This is a genomic window from Labilibaculum sp. DW002 (genome assembly GCF_029029525.1).
Taxonomy (GTDB): domain Bacteria; phylum Bacteroidota; class Bacteroidia; order Bacteroidales; family Marinifilaceae; genus Paralabilibaculum; species Paralabilibaculum antarcticum.
Genome location: NZ_JAKJSC010000001.1, coordinates 233,551 through 250,369, shown reverse-complemented (window position 1 = coordinate 250,369; position 16,819 = coordinate 233,551). Strand labels below are relative to the sequence as shown.

The following is a 16,819-nucleotide window of genomic DNA, read 5'->3' as shown; positions in this document are numbered from 1 at the left end:
TTAGATTAAAGATAGAAATTAATTCCTTTTTCTTTACAGATTTCCTTCATCTTACTAGCCAACTCTTTCGATTTCGCAACCGATTCATCAACAGACACTTCGATTCCTTCAGTAATGTATTGATTGGTCTTTAAATCACCTACAATGGCAATCATATTTAAATGCTTCCCATCAACAACTGCATGAGCTGCTAAAGGAAATTTACAACCACCTTCAATCTCAGCCATGAAAGCACGTTCGGCCAAAACTGCAAGTTCAGTTGCTTTGTGATTTACTTTTTCAAGAATAGAAATTGTTTCAGCATCATCACTTCTGCATTCTATTGCAATAGCACCTTGTCCTATAGCGGGTATGCACTGATCTACATCTATAAATGCACTTTCATTAAATTCTTTTCCCAAGCGATTTAATCCTGCAGCAGCCAAAATAATAGCATCGTATTCGCCATCGTGCAGTTTTTGTATGCGGGTATCAATATTCCCACGTATTTCTTTGAATTCAATATCATCTCGAACATTAGCCAATTGAACTCTCCTACGAGGGCTACCTGTTCCTAAAATAAAACCAGCAGGCATTTCCTCCAAAGTTTTTCCATCTTTTGTTAGGAAGATATCACGTACATCTTCACGCTCCGGATAAGCTACCAACTTCAAGCCTGCCGGATGAAAACTGGGTACATCTTTCAAGCTATGTACAGCAATATCTGCCTCTCCCTCCAAAAGTGCATGTTCCAGTTCTTTAACAAACAAACCTGTTGTTCCAAATTCAGTAAGAGAACGATTCAAAACACGATCGCCTTGTGTACTAAACTTTTTTACTTCGAATTCGATATCCGGATTAGCTTTTTGTAGAAGTTCTACAGTCTGCATGGTTTGTGTATATGCCAATAGGCTTGGGCGGGTAGCAACAACAATCTTTTTTTTAGATGTCATAGTGGTTTTATTTTCAGAATTATTTGTGAATAATTATTTAGGAAAATAAAAAAGCCATATAAAACAAGGTTTATACAGCTTTTTATCGAAAGCTTATTATGCTTTACGAATCCATATCTTTAAAAATCATATTCAATGTTTCCATAGGACTTGATTGTGTTTTATGATGATCTTTCAAATGACTAATACATGCTCTGGCAATCTTGTTCACAATGTTACTGGTAATGTGTTCTACTTTCTTCAACTCGTCTTCCGACAATTTATTCTTGTGATAATCCAACTCTTTTCGTTGAACTTTCTGCAAATTTTCTTTTAATGCAATAATAACCGGAGATAAATATTTCACCTCAAGCCAGCTGTAAAATTCAGCAATTGACTCGTAAATAATACCTTCAGCCATTGGTATGCACTCTCTTCTTTGTTGAATAGCATTTGAAATATGCTTGGACAACTCATCAACAGTAATTACCAAAACATGATCTAACTTGTCGATATCCGAATGTACATTCCTAGGAACTGAAAGATCTAGAATTAACTTGCAACTTTCACTTCCTTCCAGATGTTCTGGCAGTAGTGTTGGTTGTGGTGCACCAGTAGCAACAATAATAACTTCAGCTTCAATCGCCTCATTTTTTAGTTTCGCTACAGGTTGGTAATTAATTTCAAATTTCTTTGCTAAGGCTTCTGCCTTCTCTTCCGTTCTGTTTATTAAAGTAATTGAACGGTTTTTCATATGTTTTAGCAAGTTACCACAAGTATCTTTTCCGATATCTCCAGTTCCATACAAAAGAAATTTACAGGACTCCAAAGTAGAAACCTTATCTTTAATGTATTGAACGGCAGCATGTGAAACAGACGCAGCTCCTTTACTAATTTCTGTGTTATTCTTAATTTTTTTACTCGCCTGAAATGCAAATGAAAACAAACGATTCAGAAATGGATTAGCCATTTCTAATTCCTCGGATAAATGATAAGCATTCTTTACTTGCCCAACAATTTGAAAATCTCCAATTATTTGAGAATCTAATCCTGAGGTAACTTTATATAAATGTTGGATACAATCATTTCCAAACAAGGTGTAACCATTAGATTCAAAATCTTTGTGATTCCCTTGGCAATATTTTAAAAATAAGTTAGTTATTAATTCCGATTCTCCTGAGTGTGCATAAATCTCCGTCCGATTACAGGTAGACAAAACTACCATACCATCAATTTGATTTTCTTTTGCTTCTCTCAATAAATCTTCCTGCTGACCAGCAGTTAACGAAAATTTCCCCCTGACATCAAGAGCTGTTTTTCTATAACTAATTCCTAAAACGAATAATTTTTGTAAATTTTCTCGTATTTGTGATGACATAAATCGAAATTTATTTTGATGATCATGCATTCCTTGCAATGGAAGGTATGTATAACCCGTGTCAAATATAAAAGTAATTATTCAAAATTCCTTGTGTTTCCATATCCTTTGCTATAATTCTATTGAGCACTTTAATTATTATGCAAAATGTAAATACGCTAAAAGGATTTTAATATCTTAAATACCAAAATAATTCAACATTAACTCATAATTTTATATTTCTAAAATATTTAATTGTTTAAATTAAATATAAATTTGACCACCGATATATTTAGGTATAAATACATGAATAAAACGTCTAAAATGGCACAAAGAACTATAAGTATTCTAGGTTGTGGTTGGCTAGGTATGCCACTTGCTAAGTTTTTAGTAAGAACTAACCACCAAGTAAAAGGGTCAACACCAACTGAAAGCAAATTAGACTCCTTAAAAGAATCGGGGATTAAAGCATATAAAATATTCCTGAACCCAAATATAAATGATGATTTCCAAAAGGAATTTTTTAATTCTGAAATACTTATTATCAACTTTCCACCTAAAAGAAGAGATGATATTGAAGATTTTCATCCAAAACAGTTTCATTCGCTAATAGAACAAATAAACAATTCAACTATTACTAAAGTAATTTTTATAAGTTCTACATCTGTTTATGCTAATTTGAATAGAGAAGTTACGGAAGAAGATCATCAGATGCCAGAAAAGGCTAGCGGAAAAGCTTTGCGTAAAGTAGAACAGATGTTGTGTAGTGAAAGTAAATTCAGTACTACAATTATTCGTTTTGGTGGCTTAATTGGTTATGATCGTAAGCCTGGACGCTTCCTTTCTAAAATGAAAACTGCAATTGAAGGAAAATCACCAGTTAATTTATTACATCAAGATGATTGTATAAATATCATATCACATGTAATCGAAAATAATCTTTGGGGAGAGGTATATAATGCCTGTTGTCCTGAACATCCAACAAAAAAAGATTTTTATGAAAAAGCTGCTGCAATTGGTGGTTTTAGCTTACCGAATTTCAAACACTCTAAAAACACATTTAAGATTATTAGTTGTGAGAAGTTAATCAATACAGGCTTTTCATTTAAATATGCTAACCCTATTGATGCGCTTCCATTTTAACTCATTAAATTCTGAAAGTAATCTAAACCTCCATAAGTTCAAATGTTACAGATAATTACAAATTTTGCAATTTCAAAAAAATGATTAATTTTATTAGTGCCTAATAAAACGTGTTTTTTTTACTTCATAATTAAAAATGAGTTAATAGTCCTGAATTTTGAGCAGGTAATCAATAAGTTGAATGATGGTAAGTTGTTTTTGTTTAATTTAGATTTTATAATATTAACTACACTAATGGTATATTTACTAATAAAGCAATCTATAAAAGATTACGTTGTCTGGAAAGATGCTTTTGATCAATTTCTAGAGTATCGGAAAATTGGTGGTGAACTTTCATGCGAAATTCTCGAACCAAGCGAAGAAGAAAGTGAACACACTATTCTTTCTAAATGGGTAAATCAAAAAAGTGCTCAAGAATTTCTAGAGTCTCAATCATTCGAAATGATTAAAGAATTGGAAGACCAAGAACCTTCCACCATAAAAGTAGTTCCAAAAAAAGAGATTGAATAGGTTATATCAAATCATCAACACGAACAACTAATTCTGCATGTATTGTTGAAATTAAAATTTTGATCAATTCTAAAAGAGATTGAGAAAAATTTTCCTCATAAATCATCATTTCAATTTCGTCTAGATTTGTTTTAATCTGAAATAAGTCCTCTTCTCCTCCATTAAATTTTTGCAACAATTCTACTATCTGAATCTCATTCATTGCCATCTCATCATAAAAATCGATGGGTAAATAATTCTTATTCTCTTCTTTAAATATTTTGCTCAATTCCTCTCCAATCAAACTTAAATAAGAATTTAAGACATCTATAATATCTTCAAAAATAAGATCTTCATTGGATTCTGACAAGTCATCTAAATCTGTGATTGATTCGGAATAATGTGAATTCATCACCAGCAAATACTCTTCTATTTTCTCAATATTAACATCGCCTATTCTTGGTTGTATTTTATAAAAATCTACAATCTGACCAATGGCTTCACTCGATATGGATAAACGCTTATTCAATTTTCTGTATCTGGTTATGATTCTACCCCATTTAAGGATAGGTGAGTTGTTTCGAAGAATTGAGGCCCAAGTTTCTTTAGAATTGTTTTTGCCATTTGCGAATCGCCTTCAATTCCTAATATCGCATAACCTTTCTGTCCTCTTTGGCCTAACTTTAAGTCGATTACATTTATGTTTTGAGATGCTAAAGCAGATAGCAAAATCAATAAAATACCCGAAGTATTGTTGTGAATTGAAAGGATCATTTGTTTGCTTATGGCAATTGGTAAATTTACACCATCAACTTCCAACACATAATTATTCCCTTTTCTTAATTCAGGTAATTCCAAATTATCTCCTATTCTAATTTCAATAAAGCTATCACCTCCAGTACCTTTAACAAATTCTACCGCTTCATGAATTGAATTTTCATCACCCGATAACGTTAAAAATGCTGTTGCAGTTCCATCTTCATTGGCATTTAAATAAGCCGTTTCAACATTAATTTCTTCAGAAGCTAAAGCATTAAATATCATCGACAAAACCCCTGGTTCATCCTTATGATGGGAAAACAGTCCTTTCTTTTTCTCCTTATCATTTATAGGAAGTGTATTACTTATGGTAATTGATTTATTCCCTTTTCGAATACGAATTGCTTCAAAATCTCCTAATGACGTTGAATTTTTATGGTGTTCTAAAAAGGTACGAAAAGTACCTCCAAATGAAAACTTAGGTATTCTTCGTTGCTTTCTGTCTTCAAAACGAAGGTTTAACAATTCAATACCCAGATTCATAACTTTATACTCCTCTAACTTATACGCTTGATTGCGTAATGGTCTTTTTTCTGGAATACATTTAGAAAAACTCAAATAATGCTTGTAACCTGCATCATGAGCATACATGATTCCAGTTTCATGATGATTCCCTAAATTCTGAAGCGTATGCGTATCAGTTCCTATTGAAATTGGAATGTCAAGCTGTTTCGCTCTTTTTAAAATTGACAGATCAGGGTAAATGCCACAGCCCTTATTTATTCCAGCCAAATTCACATCTAAAGCAAGATTGTACTCACTTATCATCTCGAGTAAAAAACGCATTCTACGAGCTAAAATATGATCAGAAGTATCGAGTTCTAATAAAGGTTGTGGAATAGGTGCAAACAATTTAGGCAAATCGATATGTCCAACCACCTGAATCATTTCCCAGGTTGAATCAACCATTTCGATCATTTCTTCTATATATCCGAGCCAATAGTTATTTAGTCCACCTCGCAATTTCATTAACTCCTCAGTTTCTTCCGCCGATCCATCGTAAGGAATCCCCTCTCTTGAGAAATGTAAGGATCCAATAACAAAATCAGCATCTTGAGCTTGAAAAATCTTAGATCGATTCCATTGCATTCCTAAATTTGGTCCTAACCATTCCAATTCAATTCCAAATCGTATCGTAATTTGATTACCATATTTCGATTTCAGCTTTTCTATCTGGTTAGGGTAATTAAAATATGCATTGTCGCCTCGAATAAACTTTACTCCAAGTCTTTTCTCCGCGGCATATCTATAGCGAGTTAAACGCGGGGTATGTATGATAAAAGCAATGTTTGGATGACCTTTAGCAATGGCCAACTCGGTAATTTTCTCCAATTCATCTACTCCATGTTTCACATGGTCGTTTCCCGTACCTGTATGTATTCCATGTGTTTCCCATATAAAATACTCAGGTGTTTCTATCTTTATTTGTGGCATTACTTGTGGTTAAGTTGGTTAATCGAAGAGTAAAAATAGTCATTTGAATAGAAAGTAATGCCAAATTTTAAAAGAGTTCTAATAAAAAACCGTCTCCCAGATTAAGGAAGACGGTGCAATTAGACTTGCCACTACAGTACTCTAACCGACTAAGTTCGTTCAACTACATACCAATAGAGATTCCAGCTTTTATGTATAGGTTATTATCTAAGTCATATTCTTTTACAGTGTCGTTTCCATTCAAAAATTCAAACTGACGATAAAATGTATAACCTGAACTCAGCTTTAGCTTTAGAAATTTCGACAACTTTTGAGTTACTTCTATTCCTCCACCCATATTCATGATCTGTATGTTATCAACTTTTTGTTCACCCCTATAAAGATCATCACCCAATGTAAGGTTATCTCCAGCCATGAAAAGATCAGTTCCTAATGTTGTGCTCTTTGTCAATTGATATTGAGCTGCCATTCGTGGAAAACCAAAATTAAAGATCCACTTTTGATTGGGTTTCCACATCAGATTAAACATTGGCATAGGAAACGGTCTTCCTAATGTTGTCGAATAGGCAATACCAAAATCAAGTTTCTTATTGGATTTTACTTTTTTTGAAAACATAAGCATCCCAAACAAGCGAATATCATCCCAATTAATTGAGGAACTAAAATTTGAAGACACACTGGGGTTTAACATTGAAATTAAGGTCCAATCATTATTAAGTTTATGAATATAACCTAAACTATAAGTTATAGAATGAAAATTAGATACATCTCCACCCAAACTAGGATCTACAGTGTAATCAATATTTGTTTTTGAGTACTCTATTTTATTAAGCAACATATCACCTGAGGATTTTATTCGCTTAGGCAGTGTTACTCTAACACTATATTTTTCGAAACCAACACCTCTACTAGCGGATCCTTTCCCTATTGTACTATAATCTACTCCAACCAAATCCTTACTCATTTGAGCCTTAGTCGTTACAGATAAACACAATACAAAAACGCTTACTATATATTTCTTTATCATAGGTAACTTTTAAAATTCTATTGCAGTAGCATTCCACTTATCTTTTTAATACTCACTTCCGATTGTTTTGCATCGTAGCGAGCTGAAGCCTTGTTATTTTGAGCTTCGACCAAATTTAGCTGTGCTTCGCGAAAAGTTGTTGAACTCACCTGCCCCAATTGATAATATTCTTTGGTTTGCTCAAAATTTAATTGTGCTGCCTCTAAAGCATCCTCTTCCAATGCCAAAGTTTTTAAATTGTATTGATAATCAGCGTAAGCATTAACCAAATCTTTTTCCAATTCTAACATTTTGTTATAATACTCTAATTCCGCATTCTGTTTCTGAATTTTAGCATTTGCTATTTCAGTCTTCTTCTTTTTACCATCAAATAGGTTAAAACTCATGCTAACACCACCGGTTAATTGAGTGTTGGAATTGCTTCCCAAAACTTTGTTTTCGTAATAGGAATAGGACGAATTTAAATTGACAGATGGTAATTGTCCCGACTTTGCTTTTTTCACAGTCAGTTCATCCTCACGCATCTGACTTGCTTTTATAAGGTAATCAGCATTTTTCGACAAAGCCTGCTTTTTTAATTCCGACAAATCAAACTCCTGAAAAGTAGAAGCATCTGGTATAATTTGGTATTCGATTTCGGCATTACGACCTAACAATACATTCATTTCCCTGCTTAATTCTTCGTACAATTGCTGTGATTTTAAATAACTACTACTGTCTCTATTAAAGTCTACCTTAGCATTCAAAACTTCCAACTTATTCATCGTTCCAAATTCATATTTGCTTTCATTACGTAACAAACGATCTTTTGAAATTTCTAAATTATTAGAGGCTACACCTAATTCATCAAATGCTTTACTTAATTCATAAAATTCATAAATCACACTCGAAATAATATTCTCAATTGTATATCTAGCCGTAAGGCTTCCTTGTTCTTTTTGCAGATTTAATATTTTATAATTGTACTTGCCTCCAAAACCATCAAATAAGGTGTAAGAGAAATTCAAACCTGCCGAAGAAGTAATTTCATCGGTAGAATATTCGGCATAATTAACTCCTCCACTGGCATTTAAAGTTGGCAGTAATCCTGCATTTCCAATTGTTGCACTATTCGCTGATACTTCTGCCTGATTTTTTGCAATTTTTATATTTAGGTTATTACTTAAAGCAATTTCTATTGATGATTCCAATGTTAAAGCTTCCTGTGCCTTTGTTGGCAACACAAAAGTCAACAGAATAACTGCTATTATAATTCGATTTTTCATTATTATCTCTATTAAAATAAATACTATTGCGCAAGTTCCTTAACAGCAACTTCTACACTCTCTCTAGATGGCATTACACCAGTGCTTAGCCATTTAATTTTACATTTTAAGGAATTAAATCCTACCAATAATATTGGCAATAAAAGAAGATTTAAGAAGGTTGCAGTTATTAAACCATATGCCACAGAAATTGCCATTGGTATCACCATTTTAGCTTCTGGTTCGTTCGATGCAATTAATGGCGCAATACCAACAACTGTAGTTAAAGAGGTTAATACAATAGGTCTAAATCGTGAAACTGCGGCATCGTATATAGCAGTCATAAAATCTTTACCAGTCTTTAATTGTTCATTAAAAGTACTTATGAGTACAATCGAATCATTAACCATTACCCCCATTAAGGCAACCATTCCCAAATAGGATGGCATATCCAATGCTACACCATGCAACCAGTGTCCCCAACCAACTCCAATAAATCCAAGAGGAACGAGTGTGAAAATTAAGAAGGCTTGTGAAAAAGAGCGGAATGTGAAAATCACAATCGCAAAAAGTAAAACAAGAATAACTGGTGCAATTAGAATTCCTGAAGACTTAGCCTTTTGTAAATTTTCAGCATGACCTCCATAACGGAATCGTAGACCTGGATATTTTGCTTTTAAATCTGGTAAAATATGATCTTCTATTTCGCTGTTTATTTCCGACATATTAACGGTTGAATTTGCCGCATCAGCTTCTACTGTAATTTCTCTTTGACCTTCTAAATGATTTATCTGAACTAAATTTCTCTCATAAATTATTTCAGCAACATCTTTTAAATAATACTCTCCACCATTATCGGTTCTAATTCGCATATTTTCAAGATTCCCTATCGACGAGCGTTCCTCTTTTGGGTAACGCACCCAAACTTTCACAACGTCTATTCCTCTTTGTAAACGCTGCACTTCTTTTCCATAAAACCCTGCTCGTACCTGACTCGAAAGCTTACTTAAAGTTAAACCTAGTTTATAGCCACTGTCTTTTAATTTCAATTTAACTTCACGCATTCCCAACTGATCGTTATCCAAAACATTCATTAACCCTTCCATTTTGGATAATCTTTCTTTAAATTCATTTTTAGCCTGATTCAGATCATCTAAATTGCTACTCTGTAAAGAGATCGATACTGCTTTTCCAAAATGACTTTCCTGTGTATAACTTAACAATTGCGCCTGAGGAATTTCACCTACCTTATCTTTTAATAAATTACTAAACTCAGTAGATAAGAAATCTCTTTTCTGTGTGCCCAATAGATACACTTTCAATTTCCCTATGTTGGAAGCTGTTATATTTAGTTCTGATCCAGTAATAGCAGGATCACCATTTAAACTTTTATCCTGTAATCCTTCTCCAACTTCTAAAGCAGCATTTTCAATCATCTGCATATACGATAGGGTCTCATTCTCCGGAGTACCAGCTGGCATTTCTAATTCTACATCTATATAGTCATTATTGGAAACCGAACTATCACCCGTTCTAATGATTCCTCCAGTTAGACCACCAATGGTCATGGCGAATAATCCAATCGCAAAACCCACCGTTACCAATTTATTGTGCAAACAAAAGCGAATCAATGGCTCATAAGTCCATCTTCTTAAAAAAGCAACCGCCTTCATTGAAATTTGCTCAATTTTGGATTCTTTTTTATCAGCTCTAAGTGCTTTAGAATGTACAACGTGAGCTGGAAGGATTAAAAAAGCTTCAACCAATGAGAATATCAGGGCAAAAATCACAACAAATGCCAATTCAACAAAAAACTGTCCCAATCTTCCTTCAATAAAAAAGAATGCTGTAAAGGCAACTATGGTTGTTAAAACTGCCGAGAAAACAGCAGGCATGACCTCCATTGTTCCATCAATTGCAGCTTGCAAGGCTGATTTTCCCCTTTCATAATGTTGAAAGATATTTTCACAAATAACAATACCATCATCCACCAAAATACCTACTACAAGTATCATCCCGAATAGAGATATTTTATTCAACGTTACTCCATAAGCAGCTGCTACCATAAACATTCCCATAAAGGAAATTGGAATACCAAGTGCCACCCAAAAGGAAAGACGATGATTCAGAAAAAGTGAAAGAAAAAGCATTACTAATAGAAATCCTATAATACCATTATCAACCAAAATATCCTTCATCACTTTTATCGCTGATGAATTATCATGCAGTACATTTAATTTTACTATTTCGTGTTCTGTATTGTACTTAACTACATACTCATTAATTGCTTCAGATATTAACAGGATATCCTCTCGAGAGGTCTGAGTGATCTCAATTTTAACAGCTGGATTTCCATCAATGTAAGTTCTATTTGGTTCTTCGTCCCATTTGTCGCTTACAACAGCTAAATCACTTAAACGAACAGTTCCTCCATTCTCTTGCGAACGAATTACAATATCCTTAAGGCCTTCGGCATAGTATTGCTTTTCGCGAACTCGAATTTTCAATTCTTCATTTTCACCACGAATAGTTCCTCCTGTTTGATCAATATTTGCTGCAGCTACTGCATTGTATATTTCATCAATCGAAATGTTGTAAGCGTTTAGCGCATCTTCGTTTACACTCACCTCAATTACTTCATCAGGGAAACCACTTAAATCAACTTGCGATATACCATTTATTCCTCGCAAATCGTTTTCAATAGACCTTGCATATTCTTTAAGATCTTTTAAATCAACATCTCCACTGATAGCAATTGCAATAGCGAGAATTGAAAACTCCCTCTTTGATACACTGATATTCTCAACAGCCGCTGGAAACGAACTAATTCCATCAACAGCATTTTTCACATCCTGCAAGGCAACATTAGGATCGTATCCAGATTCCAAATCAACCATGATAGAACAATAGTTCTCTTTCGAAGATGATGTAACCTTCTCTACCCCACTAATTCCCTTTAAATTGTCTTCAATTTTCAAGGCAACTCCTTTTTCAACTTCCTCAGGCGAAGCTCCAGGATATGTAGCTGTAACGGTAAGCATCCCAGGATCTATTTGAGGCATAACCGATGAGTTCAAGGAATACATTCCGAATATTCCTAATATCACAAATACTCCTGCCAACAAGTTTCCTGCAAAAGGATATTTTATAAAATATTTTACTAATGACTTCATTCTATTATTTTTCTAATGATTGTCAGACAATTCTGATCTTTTCTAAAATCAATATTTTTATTATTCCTGGATATTTACGGAGATTCCTTTGTGAATTCCAGACGTTTTTAAAACAAGTTGAACACCATCATTTAATCCCTCTACAATAACAGCATCCTCTTTCTTTTGAACGATAGAAACTTTTTGTTGATTAATAATCCCTTTATTGACAGTAAAAACATATTCTGAATCCACTAAAAGCTTACGAGGAATTTCTACGCCAAACACATCCTTTTTCAACTGCACATCTGCGTTTAAAAACATTCCTTCTTTTAAGTTTTTACCAACAACTGCAATGTATACGTTAACCATTTGCGTATCTGATTCTACCTTTTTACTAATGCGACGAATCGATCCAGCCCAATTTTCATTGGTATTTTTTGAATAAACATTCACCTTATTCCCCACCTTGATTCCTTCGAGATTATTCAAATCAACACCAACAATCAAATCGTAGGCACTTGTATTAACAAACTCACCTAACTTTTGGCCACTCATAACTAAAGTACCTGGTTTAATGTTTGATTCGATAATTTCACCTGCGAAAGGAGCTGTTATAGAATACTTTGAGAGTTGTTGCTCAAAGCTTTTAATATTGTAATATTCAGTGTAGATATTTTTACCGGCTAAAAAATATTTTTCTTTATCGTTCTGCGCGCTTGGAATAGGCGCTAATGTATTCTCAACATCAAATTCTTGTAGATATTTTTCCCATGCAGAATAACTTTCAGGATAATCAAATTTTAAATCTGGTAAAACAGAAGCAATTTCTGTCATAAAACTGCTACGCTTTGAATATACTTCGGCTCTGTATGTATCATCTTGAATCAACAATAAGTTCTCGCCTTTTGAAAAACTTACACCTTCTAGAAATTGTTTACCTGCAGATTTCAGAATCCCTGTTACTTCAGCATAAACCTCTACTTTGTCTCTTGCTTCCAAATTACCAATTACTGATAGCTGTAAATCAATTTTACTGTTCTTAATACTTTGAACAGGAACAATTATTTCCTTCGAAACAACTTTCTTTTCTTTTGGTGCTTTTTTCATACCTGCAAATACAACCGCGAGTCCCATTGTTCCAACAATGACCAAAATTCCTAAAAGGATACTTTTTCTTTTTAACATGACGTTTCTGTTTTAAAATCTGTTACAATAGTATACCGACAGACTATAAAAAGTAAATATTATCGACCAACATGCCGGATTTGGCTGTATCAAAAGAAAAATTGTCGGTACCTTTGCTTGTCGTCAAAATACTATGCGTTTGCAGTTCATTTATTCATGTTCATCGACAAAAGGTGTTTTGGAAAACTAAATTTTGTTCTTTAGCGGAACTAAATCGTATTTCATGAATTTAAAAGACAGATTATATCAGATTTTTTCAATTAGGTGGGTTCAGCACCTTTCCTTTTGGTCGGTTTTTCTATTATTGGAAATGGGTCGCATTACCGATTTGGATCCAGATAGAATACCAAGAGAAGTACTGTTCCAAGGAATCCAAAATGCATTTATTGCAATTCTTGTTTACTTTAACTTAAGATTTTTAATTCCTCGATATTGGAATACCGGAAAATATGGAAAATATCTACTTATATTTATTATTTGTGAAGTATTCACAATCGCTAGCTTAAGTTATTTATTCTATCATTTTCCAGATTTAGAATTTAAAAGCTTTATCAGATTAAGCACTGCAAAAGTCGTCATGATGAGTACTTTCAAAACCAATATTTTTATCTTTTCAACCAGCTTATTCCATTTTGCAAAAGAATGGATGAAACTGAAAGATGAAAACTTAAAATATACTGAGAAAGCACAAGAACAACTGGAAGCAGAGATAAGCATATTAAAAGCACAAGTCAACCCACACTTTCTTTTCAACACCTTGAATAATATTTATTCGATGAGTTTGTATGACTCGAACAAAACACCTGAAATGATTCTTAAACTGAGTCAGCTTATTAGCTATATGCTTTATGAGTGTAAAGACGAAGAAGTCAGTTTAGAGAAAGAAATTCAATTCATCAAAAATTATATCGATCTGGAATCTGTTAGAGTTGAAGATATTGCTAAAATTAACTTAAATATAAGTGGAGAAGACCCCGGACATAAGGTGCCTCCACTTCTTTTTATTCCTTTAATTGAAAATGCCTTTAAACATGGTATATCTTCAGAACAAACAACATCGGAAATAAATATTACTTTAAAGATATCAAAGCATAAAATTGAACTAGAAATCAACAATCCACTTGATGACATATCAGAGGAACAAAAAAAGAAACAATTTGGTGGTTTAGGCATTGAAAATGTAAAAAAGAGACTTAATTTGCTGTTCAAAAACCAGCACTCTTTCAATATTTCACGTGGTAATGGACTCTACACAAGTAACTTAATCTTACAATTATCTTAAAATAACAAGCAGATGGATATTAAATGCATCATCGTTGACGACGAAATTCACGCGAGAAAAGTCATTGAAAAATACATTCAGGACCTGCCACATTTAAAACTTGTGAAATCTTGCAAAAATGCCATAGAAGCTATGGATATTTTGCGAAATCAAGAAATCGATGCCATGTTTTTGGATATTAACATGCCTAAACTTACTGGCTTAAATTTTTTAGAAAGCTTAAAAAATCCTCCGATAGTGGTAATTACAACTGCCTATAGAGAATACGCACTTGACGCTTTCGAATTGGACGTGATTGATTACTTGCACAAACCAATACCTTTCCCACGATTTATAAAAGCCATTTCCAAAATTGAAGAGAAACTGCAAATAAGAAGTAATTCCTTAATTACTTCTCAAGAAAAACCGACGGACACAATTCTGGATTTCATTTTTATCAAAGCTGATAAGAAAACCATTAAACTCAATTTTAAGGATATTAAATATATTGAAGGATTAGGAGATTATATTAAAATTCACACCAAATCGAAAACCATTATCAGCAAACTAACAATCAAAAAAATGGAAGAGTTACTGCCCGAAAATGATTTTCCTCGTGTACACAAATCCTATATTGTTTCGCTTCAGCACATTGATGCGATTAATGGCAATCAGGTTGAAATTGCAGATAAAAAATTACCTATAGGGCAAATGTATCGTCAAAATTTCATGAATCTTATTAATCCTTTCCTTAAAAAATAGGTTCTTAATGTAAAGAAATTCATCTCTACATCGTTTGTGTAGCATTCTTTTTACAATTTTAACATTTTTTAGTTCGGACACAACCGAACTAAGTGTATATTTGCATTGTTAAGTTTATAAAGCATGAAGAATTTACAAGAATTAGAAGAAAGAAAAAAGTTGTTAGTAGAAAGATATGGCCTATTTATGGAGAAACAGGAAAAACTTGCTCCCATAGCTGCTCGTATTTTTGCAACACTACTTATTAATAAAGAAAATGGAACTACATTCGACGAATTGGTTGCTTTTCTTGGTGCAAGTAAGAGCACAGTATCTACTAATTTAAAAACCTTACAAAAATCAGAAATTGTAGATTTTTTCACCAAACCTGGCGATCGAAAAAAGTATTTCACTTTAAACCCTATTGGATTTCTTGCTAGAATTGAAGATGATCTAAAAATGTATAAAGCAGAACATCAATTAGCATCAGAAATAATCAACTTTAAGATTGAATCCAATGAAATTATTAAAAATCCAGAAGAAAAATTCCAACTTTCACACGAAACTCCATATTTAGATTATCTGGTAAGTACTATCTCAACGATAGAAAAGCTTAGAGATGGAATTCAAAGTAAGTGCTCTGTTTTTCAACATTACAATCGAGAATCTTCAAATAAATAAAACGATTTAATTGATAATAATTTAAGATCTGTACAAAGATTTATCAAAACGTATGATTACCTAGTTCGCTTAAGAACGAACTAAACGAACTAAAATAATTACACACTAACTAAAAGTAGAAACCTGCACTAGTTATTGTTCAAAACCAAGAATATAACAGACAGTGCAGGTTTTGTAAAAATTTAAAACAAATTAGCATCAAATGATTAAAAATTACCTACTATCAGGATTAATGATAAGCCTATTTGCTATATCATCATGCAATAATCCACAGAACCACCAGACAGCGCAAGGCCCAATGCCTTTTCCAGTTCAATCGGCTGAGAGAAATGATGTGACTGTATACAACCAATATGCTGCTAATATTGAGGGAGAACAAAATATTCAGATCCGACCAAAGGTAGATGGTTTTGTTGATAAAATTTATATTGACGAGGGTAGCCAGGTAAAAAAAGGACAGTTACTTTTTAAACTAAGTGCTGAGACTTTAAATCAGCAAGCCAATGCGGCTAGAGCTAATATGGGAGTAGCAAAAGCCCAAGTTGTTGCTGCCCAGGTTGAAGTAGATAAAGTAACACCTCTTGTAGAGAAGAATATTATTAGTCCTATTCAGTTAAAAACAGCGAACAGTAAATTGAATGCTGCCCAGGCTCAATTAATTGCAGCTGAAGCTCAGTATCAGAATGCTAAAGAGAATTTGGCTTATACGATTATCAAAAGTCCGGTTGATGGGATAGTTGGTAGTTTACCATACAAAGAGGGAAGCTTAGTAGGTCGTTCAGAAACACAACCTCTTACGACTGTTTCGAGTATAAACAACGTATATGCCTATTTTACCTTAAACGAAAAGCAATTACTTCAATTCAATCGTCAACTAAATGGCAATAGTATTGCTAGTAAAATAAAGGAATTACCAGAAGTTGAATTAATTCTTGCTGATGGAGTAACCTACGATCACAAAGGAAGAATTGAAACAATTAACGGTATGGTTAACCCGAGGACAGGTAGCATCAGTTATCGTGCTATTTTTCCTAATCCATCAAATTTATTGAGAAGTGGTATCAGTGGTAAAGTTAAGATGTCATCAACTATAAACGATGTTATATTACTTCCACAAAAAGCAACTTATGAATTGCAGGGAAAACGATTTGTTTATCTGGTAGGAAAGGAAAATAAAGTGCAGGCGAAAGAAGTTCTGGTTAGTGCTTCAGTAGATGAAAAATTCATCGTTCAAAATGGCCTAAACGCAGGAGAAACTTTCGTTATCGACGGATTAATAAAGTTACGTGAAGGAATGCTAATTCAACCTATGAATCAAAAGCATACGCCTGATGGAAACGCTGCATTTTCTAAAAAATAATCACAATCTTTT

Annotated in this window: 14 protein-coding genes; 6 read left to right on the top strand and 8 right to left on the bottom strand. The window is 33.3% G+C overall.

The genetic code is table 11. The features are described from left to right. Positions 1–5: 5 nt before the first annotated feature. Both hemC and hemA read right to left on the bottom strand, forming a co-directional pair. Positions 6–932, bottom strand: a complete 927-nt coding sequence (hemC, locus tag L3049_RS01075; RefSeq protein WP_275107923.1) for a hydroxymethylbilane synthase — start codon at positions 930–932, stop codon at positions 6–8. A 103-nt stretch (positions 933–1,035) separates the two neighbouring features. After that, positions 1,036–2,289, bottom strand: a complete 1,254-nt coding sequence (gene hemA / locus L3049_RS01070; RefSeq protein ID WP_275107922.1) for a glutamyl-tRNA reductase — start codon at positions 2,287–2,289, stop codon at positions 1,036–1,038. 303 nt (positions 2,290–2,592) lie between these two features. Here hemA and L3049_RS01065 point away from each other — a divergent pair, with 303 nt between their 5' ends. Beyond that, a complete protein-coding gene (locus L3049_RS01065; RefSeq protein WP_275107921.1) occupies positions 2,593–3,411 on the top strand; it encodes a Rossmann-fold NAD(P)-binding domain-containing protein in 819 nt (272 codons plus the stop codon). Between the two features lie 234 nt (positions 3,412–3,645). Next, positions 3,646–3,921: a hypothetical protein gene (locus L3049_RS01060; protein WP_275107920.1), complete on the top strand. Its 276-nt coding sequence runs from the start codon at positions 3,646–3,648 to the stop codon at positions 3,919–3,921. A 1-nt stretch (position 3,922) separates the two neighbouring features. Here L3049_RS01060 and L3049_RS01055 read toward each other — a convergent pair whose 3' ends face one another. The 6 genes from L3049_RS01055 to L3049_RS01030 form a co-directional block, all read right to left on the bottom strand. Then, a complete protein-coding gene (locus tag L3049_RS01055) occupies positions 3,923–4,429 on the bottom strand; it encodes a hypothetical protein (protein ID WP_275107919.1) in 507 nt (168 codons plus the stop codon). A gap of 14 nt (positions 4,430–4,443) precedes the next feature. Continuing rightward, a complete protein-coding gene (locus L3049_RS01050; RefSeq protein WP_275107918.1) occupies positions 4,444–6,153 on the bottom strand; it encodes a histidinol-phosphatase HisJ family protein in 1,710 nt (569 codons plus the stop codon). A gap of 163 nt (positions 6,154–6,316) precedes the next feature. Beyond that, positions 6,317–7,180 carry a DUF6268 family outer membrane beta-barrel protein gene (locus L3049_RS01045; RefSeq protein ID WP_275107917.1) on the bottom strand — a complete coding sequence of 288 codons (864 nt, stop codon included), beginning with the start codon at positions 7,178–7,180 and terminating at the stop codon, positions 6,317–6,319. A gap of 17 nt (positions 7,181–7,197) precedes the next feature. Continuing rightward, positions 7,198–8,445, bottom strand: coding sequence for a TolC family protein (locus L3049_RS01040; RefSeq protein ID WP_275107916.1), 1,248 nt, complete (start codon positions 8,443–8,445; stop codon positions 7,198–7,200). A 23-nt stretch (positions 8,446–8,468) separates the two neighbouring features. Beyond that, entirely contained in the window at positions 8,469–11,597 is a 3,129-nt protein-coding gene (locus L3049_RS01035; protein WP_275107915.1) for an efflux RND transporter permease subunit, read from the bottom strand. Between the two features lie 60 nt (positions 11,598–11,657). Continuing rightward, positions 11,658–12,764: an efflux RND transporter periplasmic adaptor subunit gene (locus tag L3049_RS01030; RefSeq protein WP_275107914.1), complete on the bottom strand. Its 1,107-nt coding sequence runs from the start codon at positions 12,762–12,764 to the stop codon at positions 11,658–11,660. Positions 12,765–12,987: 223 nt separating this feature from the next. Here L3049_RS01030 and L3049_RS01025 point away from each other — a divergent pair, with 223 nt between their 5' ends. The 4 genes from L3049_RS01025 (at position 12,988) to L3049_RS01010 (ending at position 16,807) form a co-directional block, all read left to right on the top strand. Continuing rightward, positions 12,988–14,046: a sensor histidine kinase gene (locus L3049_RS01025; protein WP_275107913.1), complete on the top strand. Its 1,059-nt coding sequence runs from the start codon at positions 12,988–12,990 to the stop codon at positions 14,044–14,046. A gap of 12 nt (positions 14,047–14,058) precedes the next feature. Next, entirely contained in the window at positions 14,059–14,787 is a 729-nt protein-coding gene (locus L3049_RS01020) for a LytR/AlgR family response regulator transcription factor (protein WP_275107912.1), read from the top strand. 123 nt (positions 14,788–14,910) lie between these two features. Beyond that, positions 14,911–15,447 carry a GbsR/MarR family transcriptional regulator gene (locus tag L3049_RS01015; protein WP_275107911.1) on the top strand — a complete coding sequence of 179 codons (537 nt, stop codon included), beginning with the start codon at positions 14,911–14,913 and terminating at the stop codon, positions 15,445–15,447. A gap of 202 nt (positions 15,448–15,649) precedes the next feature. Then, positions 15,650–16,807 (top strand): efflux RND transporter periplasmic adaptor subunit, encoded by a 1,158-nt coding sequence (locus L3049_RS01010; protein ID WP_275107910.1) that lies wholly within the window; start codon positions 15,650–15,652, stop codon positions 16,805–16,807. The last annotated feature ends 12 nt before the right edge of the window (positions 16,808–16,819 follow it).